This is a genomic window from Sphingobacterium sp. GVS05A (assembly GCF_019969845.1).
GTDB lineage: Bacteria > Bacteroidota > Bacteroidia > Sphingobacteriales > Sphingobacteriaceae > Sphingobacterium.
Window position 1 is genome coordinate 702,593 of sequence record NZ_JAHXYR010000003.1, and the last position, 12,607, is coordinate 715,199.

12 protein-coding genes and 1 rRNA gene are annotated in these 12,607 nt (G+C 39.5%); 9 read left to right on the forward strand and 4 right to left on the reverse strand.

Features of this window, described 5'->3' with window-relative positions; all coding sequences use genetic code 11:
* Window positions 1-31 precede the first annotated feature (31 nt).
* Both LC454_RS10510 and LC454_RS10515 read left to right on the forward strand, forming a co-directional pair.
* Window positions 32-1,855 carry a MutS-related protein gene (locus LC454_RS10510; RefSeq protein WP_223582119.1) on the forward strand — a complete coding sequence of 608 codons (1,824 nt, stop codon included), beginning with the start codon at window positions 32-34 and terminating at the stop codon, window positions 1,853-1,855.
* 68 nt (window positions 1,856-1,923) lie between these two features.
* Entirely contained in the window at window positions 1,924-2,325 is a 402-nt protein-coding gene (locus tag LC454_RS10515; protein WP_104383990.1) for an acyl-CoA thioesterase, read from the forward strand.
* Window positions 2,326-2,397: 72 nt separating this feature from the next.
* Here LC454_RS10515 and LC454_RS10520 read toward each other — a convergent pair whose 3' ends face one another.
* Together LC454_RS10520 and LC454_RS10525 are read right to left on the reverse strand one after the other, a co-directional pair.
* A complete protein-coding gene (locus LC454_RS10520) occupies window positions 2,398-2,772 on the reverse strand; it encodes a DUF779 domain-containing protein (RefSeq protein WP_223582120.1) in 375 nt (124 codons plus the stop codon).
* Window positions 2,773-2,836: 64 nt separating this feature from the next.
* Window positions 2,837-4,339, reverse strand: coding sequence for an aldehyde dehydrogenase family protein (locus LC454_RS10525; protein ID WP_223582121.1), 1,503 nt, complete (start codon window positions 4,337-4,339; stop codon window positions 2,837-2,839).
* A 200-nt stretch (window positions 4,340-4,539) separates the two neighbouring features.
* Here LC454_RS10525 and LC454_RS10530 point away from each other — a divergent pair, with 200 nt between their 5' ends.
* Complete coding sequence (locus LC454_RS10530; RefSeq protein ID WP_223582123.1) at window positions 4,540-5,451, forward strand: AraC family transcriptional regulator; 912 nt, start codon at window positions 4,540-4,542, stop codon at window positions 5,449-5,451.
* Here LC454_RS10530 and smpB read toward each other — a convergent pair.
* The gene (smpB, locus tag LC454_RS10535) at window positions 5,448-5,903 is read right to left on the reverse strand and encodes an SsrA-binding protein SmpB (protein ID WP_223582125.1); all 456 of its coding nucleotides are present in this window, start codon (window positions 5,901-5,903) and stop codon (window positions 5,448-5,450) included. The two genes, LC454_RS10530 and smpB, sit on opposite strands and share 4 nt — an antisense overlap.
* A gap of 410 nt (window positions 5,904-6,313) precedes the next feature.
* On the opposite strand from smpB, the gene spt reads away from it, so the two are divergent.
* The 5 genes from spt to LC454_RS10560 are packed head-to-tail and all read left to right on the forward strand — an operon-like array spanning window position 6,314 to window position 10,737.
* Complete coding sequence (gene spt, locus LC454_RS10540; RefSeq protein WP_223582127.1) at window positions 6,314-7,513, forward strand: serine palmitoyltransferase; 1,200 nt, start codon at window positions 6,314-6,316, stop codon at window positions 7,511-7,513.
* 13 nt (window positions 7,514-7,526) lie between these two features.
* Window positions 7,527-8,648, forward strand: coding sequence for a hypothetical protein (locus LC454_RS10545; protein WP_223582128.1), 1,122 nt, complete (start codon window positions 7,527-7,529; stop codon window positions 8,646-8,648).
* Window positions 8,645-9,637, forward strand: a complete 993-nt coding sequence (locus LC454_RS10550; RefSeq protein ID WP_223582130.1) for an NAD-dependent epimerase/dehydratase family protein — start codon at window positions 8,645-8,647, stop codon at window positions 9,635-9,637. The genes LC454_RS10545 and LC454_RS10550 overlap by 4 nt, the downstream gene beginning before the upstream one ends.
* 9 nt (window positions 9,638-9,646) lie before the next feature.
* Complete coding sequence (locus tag LC454_RS10555) at window positions 9,647-10,339, forward strand: CDP-alcohol phosphatidyltransferase family protein (protein WP_223582131.1); 693 nt, start codon at window positions 9,647-9,649, stop codon at window positions 10,337-10,339.
* A gap of 2 nt (window positions 10,340-10,341) precedes the next feature.
* Window positions 10,342-10,737, forward strand: coding sequence for a GtrA family protein (locus LC454_RS10560; protein WP_223582132.1), 396 nt, complete (start codon window positions 10,342-10,344; stop codon window positions 10,735-10,737).
* 545 nt (window positions 10,738-11,282) lie between these two features.
* On the opposite strand, the gene LC454_RS10565 is transcribed toward LC454_RS10560, so the two are convergent.
* On the reverse strand, window positions 11,283-11,594 hold the full coding sequence (locus tag LC454_RS10565) for a hypothetical protein (RefSeq protein ID WP_223582133.1): 312 nt from the start codon (window positions 11,592-11,594) through the stop codon (window positions 11,283-11,285).
* A gap of 539 nt (window positions 11,595-12,133) precedes the next feature.
* Here LC454_RS10565 and LC454_RS10570 point away from each other — a divergent pair.
* Window positions 12,134-12,607, forward strand: a 16S ribosomal RNA gene (locus LC454_RS10570); the annotation flags it as partial.

Here is a 12,607-nt window from a genome sequence, read left to right on the forward strand (position 1 = left end):
GTCCAATTGATGGAGTAAAAAATATTTAAGAATGAATCCAATAACGATATTATACGACCAAAAGCACCAAGAAATTGCCTCCACGGTCTTAAAATTAAATAAGCAGGTGAATACCCTGAGTTTAAGCCGACTCTTTGTAATTCTTGGTGGTGGAGCCTTGCTATTTTATACTTTTCAGTTGGAAAGTCTTCCTTTGGTGTTCTGTTGTTTCTTTGCCTTATTGTTCCTATTTGCGTATTTGGTACGCCGGCAAAGCCAGCTGGAGCTTCAGAAAAACTATTTTGAAGCCTATTTGAAGGTTTTGTCCAATGAACAAAACATCATTGATGGAAAAGTAAATATGTATGCCCATGGAGAGGACTTTGAAGATGATAATCATCCTTATAGCTCAGATATGGACGTATTCGGTGCATATTCGTTATTTGCCCAATTGAATCGGTCAACAACAAAACAGGGGATTGATTTGCTTGCATCTTGGCTAAGTGCTCCTCTGGATAAAGAACAGATCCAACGGAATCAGGAAGCGTCGCGGGAATTAGAAAGTGAATCGGAATGGATATGGGATTTTCAGGCGAAACTGCTGGCAAATCTTAATCATAAACTCGATATTAAGACTTTTTTGTCCAATTATTTTCAGGACCGAAATTTTAATTTTGGAAATGCTTTCATGCGTATGTATGTCAAAGTTGGTCCAGTTTTATTTGTGCTAGCGCTTGTTGGAAGCTTTTTTATTTCCAAATTTGCGGCAGTTGCAACAATATTAGGTTTGTTTCATATTCTTTGGGCTTTCGCCAAAGCGGGTAGTGTTGGTTTATTTTCTTCAAGGATAGACAAAATTGGTGGAATATTGGGTTCTTATGCTGATGCAATACAAGCTATAGAAAATCACGCATGGAAATCCGTTTCCTTACAAGAAATGGCTAATGAATTAAAGCAGGGAGGGCATGCTGAGCCTATTTCAAAAGCATTTAAAAAATTGGCTGTTCTTATCAATAATCTGGATGCACGAAATAATGAGGTTGTTGGGTTATTTCTGAATCTTTTTTTGCTGTGGGATTTTAGACAAGTACTGGCGATTATCGATTGGAAAAATAAGTATGAACAGGAAATCCTGAATTCGTTTGATACGTTGGCAAAAGTTGAAGCTGTGAATAGTCTCGCAATTTGGAAAAGAAATCATCCGACTTATGTTTATCCGATTATCTTGGTCAACCCAGACGAGGATAAGATAGAGGCGCAAGGTATTTATCATCCGCTTATTCCGAATGAATTAGTGGTTGCCAACGATTATACCAGCAACGATCATCGGGTTGCATTGGTAACAGGATCCAATATGGCTGGGAAAAGCACATTCTTACGTACCATCGGTGTTAATGCAATTTTGGCTTATGCTGGAGCAAGTGTTGCCGCCTCATCATTTCAACTACCAATCTATAAACTTATATCCTATATGCGTATCAGAGACAATCTGAACGAAAGTACTTCCACTTTCAAGGCAGAACTCAATCGGATGAAATTTATACTGGATACTGTAGCTTCACATACGGATAGTTTTTTTCTGATTGATGAAATGTTACGCGGAACAAACTCGGTTGACAAATATTTGGGCTCCCGCGCGATTATTAAGCAGTTGGTTCGCTTGGATGGTAAAGGTATGGTGGCAACGCACGATCTGCAGCTGTCTAGTTTGGAACCGGAGTTTCCAAAAGATATCAAAAATTATCACTTCGATATCCAGGTTGATGAAGGGCAGATGCTGTTTGACTATAAACTGAAGACAGGGGAGTGTAAGATCTTTAACGCTTCTTTGCTATTAAGGGGGATAGGGGTCGATATCGAGGAAAATATTGGATAAAAATGACTCAACTGTTTTTGGATAGCCTTACATTTGTGCTCTCTTGAATCCATTAAAAATAACAATAAATGACTTTACAAGAACGTATTGATTTATCAGAAACGCATGTATGCACAACTGTATTCCCGTTTTTGACAAATCATCACGATACCTTATTCGGCGGTAAGGCAATGTCTATTATGGACGAAGTGTCTTTTATGGCCGCAACGAGATTCTGTCGCAAGACTTTGGTGACAGTATCAACAGATCGTATTGACTTTAATAAAGCAATTCCTTCCGGGAGTATTATAGAGGCAATTGCGCGTGTCCAAAATGTCGGGCGTACGAGCTTAAAGGTGAAAGTAGAAATATTCCTGGAGCATATGTATAAAGAGGGACGGGAGCTTGCGATCGAAGGAGTATTTACTTTTGTCGCTTTGGACGAAAACAAACAGCCAATTCCTGTTTTAGAAGGTTTGGATATTGAATAATCAACCTAATTGGACTGGGGGAGATGACAAAAAATTAGAAAAACGGGTGGATTATTCCACCCGTTTTTATGTTTATTCACTGCGTTTGATCGGGCTAAGTTCTTTTAATTCTTCGTCTGTAAAGAGCCGGTAATGTACCTTAAAGGTTTTTCCAAGTGGTGTTTCCAACGAAAAACCACCCGGACCAAAGCCCTCCAGTACATCAAGTGTGAAATGGGCATGTTTCCAATACTCAAACAGATCCCGGTCTACCCAAAACTCGTATCCTTCAACCAATCCGATCATGGCGTCATTCATGCGGGGAAAATACCCCCCTTTTTCAAAACATTGGGGCTGAGTCCCTTCACAGCAGCCTCCGGCCTGGTAAAACATCAATGCACCATGTTGTGCTTCAAGTGTATGAATGAGCTCCTTGGCTTTGTCTGTACTATCTATTCTGTTGACCATTGCTGAAAGGATTGATAAATGAAGAATAAAGCATTTCTTCTTTGCGTTTTTAATTCATAGCGTATTAAAAGAACCCTAGTTTTTCCTTGCTGTATGAAATTAACATATTTTTTGCCTGACGATAATGGGCAAGCATCATCTTGTGATTTTCTCTGCCAATTCCGGATTGTTTATATCCTCCAAATGGAGCGCCAGCTGGATAAGAATGATATTGATTAACCCAAACACGGCCTGCCTGGATGGCGCGTGGAACTTGATAAAGTTGATGCGCATCTCTGGTCCATACACCGGCACCGAGACCATACATAGTGTCATTGGCAATGGTGATCGCTTCTTGTTCATCTTTGAAAGTTGTAACAGCCAAGACCGGACCGAAAATCTCTTCTTGAAAGATCCGCATCTTATTATTTCCTTTGAATAGCGTTGGTTTGATGTAGTAACCTTCTTCAAAACCTGAGCCGACATTATTTTCGTCTCCGCCAGTCAGCACTTCGGCTCCTTCTTGTTTGCCTAGTGTGATATAAGACATAATTTTGTCTTTTTGAATTTTGGAAGCTTGGGCACCCATCATTGTTGTCGGATCCAATGGGTCCCCAACTTTGATCTGATTGACCCGATCGATGACTCTGGCAATAAACTTATCGTAGATATCCTCCTGCACTAATAAACGTGAAGGACAAGTGCATATTTCTCCTTGATTGAGGGCAAATAAAACGGCACCTTCGATTGCTTTGTCCAAGAATGCATCGTCAGCATCCATGACAGAACTGAAGAATATGTTGGGGGATTTTCCTCCCAATTCCAGTGTTACCGGTATAATATTTTCTGTAGCATATTGCATGACTAATCGCCCTGTTGCGGTTGATCCTGTAAAGGCTGCCTTCGCTACTTTAGGATTGGTTACCAAGGCCCGGCCTAGTTCCGAGCCAAACCCATTCACAATATTTATGACACCCGCTGGTATCAGATCGCCAATAATTTCCATCAAGACGAGAATTGACGCGGGTGTGCTTTCTGCTGGTTTTAAAACAACGGTATTTCCCGCAGCAAGCGCTGGAGCAAGTTTCCATACCGCCATTAAAATTGGGAAATTCCACGGAATGATCTGTGCAATAACGCCGATTGGTTCGTGTACAATTAAGGAAACGGTATTGCTATCTAATTCAGTTATTGATCCTTCTTCGGCGCGGATTACTCCGGCAAAGTATCTAAAATGATCAATAGCCAGCGGAATATCTGCATTTAGCGTTTCGCGTACTGCTTTTCCGTTATCTATGGTTTCTACTGCGGCAATATATTCCAGATTAGCCTCGATGCGGTCTGCAATTTTATTGAGGATAATGCTGCGTTCGGTCGCTGATGTTTTCCCCCAGGTCTCAAAGGCTTTGGAGGCGGTGTCAACCGCCAGATCGAGATCTTCTTTCGTTGAATGTGCTACCTGGGTATATACTTTACCATCTACGGGCGAGATATTGTCAAAATATTTTCCTTGGATCGGGGCTACAAATTTGCCGCCGATGTAATTGTCGTATCGTTCTTTGAACGATGGTCTTTTAATTGCGCTCATATGATTTATTATTACTTATTTTTAATCCCTTCTTATCAAAGTTAGCCAGCAATTATTCAATACCGTAGCATTATTGAGGCAAAGGGTAGCATCATTGTTGCAGTATAGTGTAGGGATATTATTCCGGTATAGCCCAAAGCAAATGCTTGGATTTTTTTGTTATATTTGATTGATTTCCAATTCTATTTAGTTGATGCGATATGAGAGATAGGACACTGATTCATACGTTACCATTTTCTCAGGGAAGGGAACTCAGTACGCTGGTGGAAAACCGACGCGCGTTTACATTGGATAGCCTAGAACTGAATATATATGAGACATACCGTGTGTCGGAATATGTACCCTTGCGGTTTGATGACCTGGTGATGATCAATATGATTCAAGGGAAGAAAATTATGCACCTTGAACAGATTAAAGCTTTCGACTATCTACCCGGACAGATGATCGTTTTGCCAGCCATGGTCGGTATGCATATTGATTTTCCGGAAGCTACATTGGAACAGCCTACACAGTGCACGGCCTTAACCATCCGGAAGGAAAAAATAGAAGCTGTATTGGACTATTTAAATGAATTTTATCCAAAAGAACAGTTGGGCCGCTGGCATATTGATCCTGAGCTTTTTCATCTTTACAATTCCAACGAGTTGGCTGAACTGGTCAATAAATTATTTCAGATTATAATAGGCGAGAATCCGCTTAAGGATGTCTTGGCAGATCTGACATTTAAGGAGCTCACAATTCGATTGCTGCAGTCGCAGTCTCTTATGGCATTGAAGCTGCTAAAATCGACCAATAAAGTGCTTATGCATTTACAAGAGTTTATCCGTAAGAACATTACTGAGAAGATATCCATAGATTTACTGGAGAAAGCTGCTCACATGAGCAAGGCGAGTTTGACCCGGATGTTCAACCGTGAACTAGGGCTGAGCCCAATGGAATATGTGATTCAGCAACGTATTAGTAAAGCAAAGCAGCTTTTGCTCTTGACCCGAAATGTAAAGGAATCCTGTTTTGGATCAGGGTTTAACGATGTCAATTACTTTGTTCGGCTGTTTAAGAATAGGGTTGGTATTACGCCAGGGGCATTTGTCCTGGCGCAATGCCAGAGTTAGAATTTCATGACGCGATCAAGCTCACGTTTGACATCTCTTTCCTTTATATTTTCCCGTTTATCAAAATCTTTTTTACCCTGTGCCAGAGCAATTTCAACTTTTGCAAAACCACGTGAGCTGATAAATATGCGCAATGGAACAATTGTAAAACCACGTTCTTCGCCTTTTTCTTTTAATTTTTTCAATTCTCTTTTTGTCAGCAAAAGCTGACGGTCGCGTTTTGCTTCATGGTTATAAAATGAGCCCATGGAATATTCGGCAATATGCATGTTACGAATGTAAAGGCCGTCATTAAAGAAACTGCAGAAACTATCGTTGATATTTGCTTTTCCCTCACGTATTGATTTTATCTCTGTGCCTAGTAGTCGAATTCCAGCGACGTATTTGTCCAGTAGATGATACTCAAAAGAAGCTTTTTTATTTTTTATATTGATATCTGAAGATAAAGCCATATATTGTTGTATATTAGTAAGTCTATACCATTGCTAGTGCAATGAACCTAAATGTAACTAATTATAGGATAATTTATAGTTCGCAAATATAATTATTAAAATTGTCTTATTTTATAGTAGAATTGTGTGGGGAGATGTTAGCGGAGTATTAAAATAAAATTAACTGTTTTGGGCGATGTGTTAAAAATATGACTAAATTTAAGTGAAAGTCAGATTATGTTTTCGTATGTTTGCAACGTTTTTTGGAATTATTGTGAATATATACAACGTAGAATTTTAACTTACATTGTGGGTAGAGCAGATTTTTATTCGAAGACAGAGTTTTTTATATAAAAGTCCAATTCGAGAATTTTGTTTGTTACAATAACATCTAAAAGTTAGAAATAGTTTTAGAAATACCTTTTTATCGCATGAGTAAAGGAAAGTTAGGCGAAAAAATATCGCAATTTAAGATTGTAGAGGAGTTAAAAGCTAAAGGCTTATATGCCTATTTTAGACCTATTCAATCAAAGCAAGATACCGAGGTAAAAATCGATGGTAGACGTGTATTGATGTTTGGTTCTAACTCTTATTTAGGGTTAACTACTGATATACGTATTATAAAAGCAGCGCAAGATGCTTTGGAAAAGTATGGTACAGGATGTGCTGGATCGCGTTTCTTAAACGGTACGTTGGATATTCACGTAGAACTGGAAGAAAAACTATCTGCTTATGTGGGTAAAGAGGCAGCGATTCTGTTTAGTACAGGTTTCCAATCGAATCTTGGACCATTGTCTTGTCTGATGGGACGTAATGATTATATTTTGCTAGATGAACGTGATCATGCATCAATTATTGATGGTAGCCGTTTGTCATTTGCGAAAGTGATCAAATACGCTCACAATAATATGGATGATTTACGTGCTAAATTATCTAGATTACCTGAAGAAAGCGCAAAATTAATTTGTACTGACGGTATCTTTAGTATGGAAGGTGATATTGTTAACTTACCGGAACTTACTACAATAGCTAATGAGTTTGATGCTGCTGTTATGGTAGATGATGCACATAGCTTAGGCGTTATTGGGCACAAAGGGGCTGGTACTGCCTCACATTTTGGGCTTAATGACGATGTAGATTTGATCATGGGTACTTTTAGTAAATCATTAGCTTCTTTGGGTGGATTCGTAGCGGGTGATGCTGATGTGATTGATTTCTTGAAACACAATGCACGTTCGGTCATGTTTAGTGCGTCAATGACGCCAGCATCTGTTGCTTCTACACTGAAGGCGTTAGAGATCATTCAAAATGAACCTGAACACATCGAAAAATTGTGGAAAAATACAGATTATGCCAAAGCACAATTGTTAGATCATGGCTTTGATCTAGGTGCTACAGAAAGTCCTATTTTGCCGATATTTATTCGTAGCAATGAAAAAACGTTCTGGGTGACTAAAATGCTCCAAGATGATGGTGTATTTGTTAATCCAGTTGTTTCTCCAGCAGTTCCTGCAGAGGAGTCTTTAATTCGTTTTTCATTGATGGCGACACATACTTATGACCAAATCGATGAAGCAATCGAGAAGATGGTTAAAGTATTCAAACAAGCTGAAGTTGAAACATTAATATAAAATCTAATCGTATATGATTCAGATTGTACCCGTTGAAACAAAGAAACAAAGACGGCTGTTTATAGATTTCCCTCATAGCCTCTATGAGGGAAATCCTAATTATGTACCTGCCTTATTTCTCGAACAAGAAGACCTGCTTTCTCCTGATAAGCATCCTTTCTATAAACATTCCCAAGCGCAACCTTTTCTAGCTTATCGTGATGATAAGATCGTTGGCCGGATCTGTGCGATTTGGAATAATAATCACAATGCCTTTAATCATGTCAATGAAGGGCAATGGGGATTTTTTGATTGTATAGATGACCAGGAGGCGGCCAATGCATTGTTTGAAACTGCAGAGAAATGGGTGAAAGCCAAAGGTGGAGATACTATTGTTGGACCTATTAACCTATCGACCAATGATACATTGGGACTTTTGGTTGAAGGCTTTGATAGACCGCCAGTGGCAATGATGCCTTACAATTCACCCTATTACATGGGGTTGATTACCAATGGCGGCTACGAACATAAGGTCGATCTTAGAGCGTATTTGGTCATGGAGCAAACTGCCGATAAGCGATCTGTAAAGCTTTTGGATAAGTTGGAAGAACGCTTAAAAAGGTCAGGGATTACGCTTCGCCAATTTAATGTAAAAGATTTTAAAAACGAAGCTGCAAAAGTTCGTGATATCTATAATAGAGCTTGGGATAAGAATTCAGGATTCGTTCCGATGACGGAAGATGAATTTAACTATACAGCTAAAGATCTGAAAATGATTCTTGATCCACGTTTTGCTATTGTAGCTGAAAAAGATGGGGAGCTCGTTGGTTTTGGTCTTGGTATTCCGGATATTAACCAAATCCTCATTAAGATGAAGAAAGGTCGTTTGCTTCCTACAGGTATTTTCAAACTGTTGTTCGGGAAGAAAAAGATCAATTTGCTTCGGGTGTTGATGTTGGGCGTATTAGAAGATTATCGCAAGCTTGGTATTGAAGCCTGTTTGTATGGCCGAATTATTAGAGAATCAAAAGATTCTAATATAAAAGGGGCTGAATGTTCATGGATGTTGGAGCATAATTATATGATGAACCATGCCATTGAACAAATGAATGGAGAATTGTACAAACGTTATCGTTTGTATCAAAAATCATTATGATAGAAAAAATATTAATCACTGGAGCGAGTGGTTTTGTGGGCTATCATTTGACAAGGGCTGCGAAGGAAGCAGGAATGGAAGTTCATGCTGCTGTTAGAAAGTCGAGTGATGTTTCAGAAATTCGTTCTGTTGTGGATAAATTTGTTTATCCTGATTTCACTGATGAAGCTTCCATCAAAGCTTTATTAGAATCGGAAAACTATACCTATGTCGTACATGCGGCCGCAATGACGCGTGCCAAACGCGAAGAAGATTTAGAAAAAGTCAATGTTGGTTATACCAAAAACTTGGCGTCGGCTTGTTTTTCATTGAAGAACCCAATCCGCAGATTTGTATTTGTAAGTAGTCTCGCAGCGATAGGACCTGTTCCTTATGCATCCAATTTAATTGATGAACACAATCCCTACTGTCCAGTGACAGCGTATGGTAGAAGCAAAAGGAAGGCGGAACTCGCATTGAGTGAGTTTGAGGATCAACCAGTGACAATTTTACGGCCTACCGCAGTATATGGTCCCAGAGAGAAAGATATTTTTATTCTTTTCAAGACAATGAACGGTGGAATGGATGCCTATGTCGGAAGATCTCCTCAAAAGCTAAGCTTTATTTATGTGACGGATCTAGTTCAAGCGATTTTAAACGCTTGCCGTTTCGATCAAGGAAAGAAAAGAGTATACAATCTGAGTGATGGTCAGGTCTATGACAGATATGAAATGGCAAAATTTTTCAAAGAGTTCACGCAAAAGAAAATGATCCGAATGCATATTCCATTGGGGGTCGTAAAAGCTGTAGCGGTAATCTTTGAGCGTGTATATAAAAATTCAAAAACAATACCTGTACTATATCCAGAGCGATTGAATGAACTTACAGCAGAAAATTGGGGCTGTGATATTTCATTGGCTCAAAGCCAAATACAATACCAACCTAAATATAATTTGAAAGCGGGCTTAATGGAGGCACTGGCTTGGTATAAAGAAAATAAATGGTTATAATCACAGATAATGAGTGAGTTTAAAATAAATAAAAAGCTTTTTCAAGATCGGAAAAGAACAAATATCCTGAGTGACCCCGAACAAAAGTTGATTACATACCTTGTACCAAGGGTTCCTAATTGGATTACTTCGGATGGCCTTACAGCGATCGGTTTTTTTGGCTCGTTAATGGTTTTAGGGAGCTTTATACTTGCAGAATACGTGGATATCCGATATTTACTTTTGGGTATACCCGGTTTTTTTGTACAATGGTTTGGTGATTCATTAGATGGTCGGATAGCTTTTTATCGGAATAAATCGCGCCGTTGGTATGGATTTGCGTTGGATATCGTAATGGATTGGATTAGCACAGTCTTTATCGGATTAGGGTATGTGCTTTATACGACTGGTGACTATAAGTATCTGGGCTTTACTTTGGTGTCGTTATATGGATGGGCAATGATTATATCACAACTTAGGTATAGAATTACGGATAAATATACGATAGATGCGGGGATACTCGGTCCGACAGAAATACGTGTCATTATTGCTTTAGTGATGTTATTAGAGGTTTTAATGCCTGGTTCTATTAATTGGTGCGTATTCGTCATTTGCATCTTACTTTTTATTATTAATGCAAATGATACGCGTCTTTTGTTGAAACTAGGCGATGCAAAGGATAAGGAAGACAAATTAAAAAAACAGCAAGAGGAGGTGGGATAAATATGTCTTCAAAGGTGATTACATTTTTAAAAGCACAACTTTCCGCCTTTTTAGGCGGATTGTTTGATTTTGGGGTATATTCTGCCTGTTATAAATTGCTACATATTAGTGCTCCTTTTTCTAATGCAATCAGTGGCAGTCTAGGTGCTATCGTAAATTTCTTGATCAATAGGTACTGGTCTTTTGGTAGCACGCAAAATTCTGTAGGTAGTCAGTTGTGGAAATTTGTAATTGTTGTCTGTGGTAGTATTCTGCTTAAATCTACTGGCATTCACTTCCTGGTGGATGTATACCATTTCAATTTTTTATTTTCGAAGTTACTTGTCGAGTTGCTCGTTTCTTTAGGCTTTAATTATACGCTTCAGCGTTTTTGGGTCTTTAAAGCCGAAGGGAAGTAATGTGTTCTTCTTTATTTTCGATCGAACAATGTAGTTCAGCTTTATGCTGTTTTTTCTGTATAACTTTTTTTGGGGCTCCTAATCCATTTTTTTATTTTAAGTTGGTGAAATTACGATCTGTATTGATAACTCCAGGTTATTTGTAGAACGTTTCAACGCTGTTTTGATTTCGGTTGCCAGCGTCTATTTTTTAGATTTTCATCGATGACCTATGCATTAACAGTTATATTCCTTTAATTAAAGCTAGGGCCGTGTGGTTATAGTACTAATTGTTTATCTATTGATTATGCTTTAATTTAGGAATAATATAGATTTAAGTTAGGGTATAGTTAGGTATTTGTTAGCTAAAACCTAAACAATACCTAACTAATACCTAAACTAAACCTAAGCTAAACCTAACTAAACAGTAGATTTGTCCTTACTTTGGTGCCCCTTCTTTTTGGGTTGTCTTTCTGGATGGTCTGCGCTTTTTTTCGGCTGCGGTTTTTATACCTGTCCGTGATCCGGTCTGCCTGCTGCGGCTCATCGGCTTTTTTTCTGGTCGTCTATCTTTGCGGGAAGTTCGCTGCTGTGGGCATACCGGCTTTCTGTCCCTGCTGCGGGGTGGTGGTAGGGCGCCTTGGGGATGCGGCTGTTAGTTTAGCCTCCCTGTTTTGCTCCGGGTTACCTTTTCCTATATGATCTTTGTTTTTGCCCTCGGTTTGCTCCGGGACACTTTTTTCACATGAGTCCACCTTTTCCATAACTTCTGCGCCCAGGGTATCCACTACCGTGCGGCATTCCCCGGTTCCTTCGTCCACGTTCCTTCGTCCACGTTCCTGCGACCTTTTTGTGGTCTTTCCCCTGCATTTTCCCATATAACCGTCCATTTTTGCATCCCGGCGCCCCCCGGGATGCTGTTTTACAAAAAGAATCCGTCAAGTTCACAGCGAGTTACGGATATATTGAAATAAATAAGAACAAAAGGCTTGGAAGTGATTATAAAAACTCCCTATCTTTGCATCACTCCGCAAGGGAGGGACGGTTACTTCGGAAGAGGTGATCATGAAAAAAAGAAGGGTTTAACGGAAGTTAGGCGCGGAAATCGGGAAAGAGAAAAAGAAAAAAAACTTCAAAAGTTTTTTGGAAGTTCAAAAAAGATTTCTACCTTTGCAGTCCCAACGGAAACGGAGGGAAACAAAAAAAAGATAAAGAGGGCGCAATGCCATCGGAATATAGCGGATACGGAAGTTGAAGCGAGATAAGTTCTTTAAGAAAACACAATCATGTAAGCGTGACGAGTAGATAAAACGAAAGTCATGAACAAATTCAAGAATTAGTTCAATTCGATCCAAGATCAGAGATATAAAAAAAGAATTCTGATTATGTAAATAGTTGGAATCAAAAACTTCATTTTACAATGGAGAGTTTGATCCTGGCTCAGGATGAACGCTAGCGGCAGGCCTAATACATGCAAGTCGGACGGGATCCATCGGAGAGCTTGCTCGAAGATGGTGAGAGTGGCGCACGGGTGCGTAACGCGTGAGCAACCTACCTCTATCAGGGGGATAGCCTCTCGAAAGAGAGATTAACACCGCATAATATAATGTACCGGCATCGGGATATTATTAAATATTTATAGGATAGAGATGGGCTCGCGTGACATTAGCTAGTTGGTAGGGTAACGGCTTACCAAGGCGACGATGTCTAGGGGCTCTGAGAGGAGAATCCCCCACACTGGTACTGAGACACGGACCAGACTCCTACGGGAGGCAGCAGTAAGGAATATTGGTCAATGGGCGGAAGCCTGAACCAGCCATGCCGCGTGCAGGATGACTGCCCTATGGGTTGTAAACTGCTTTTGTCCAGGAATAAACCTAGATACGTGTAT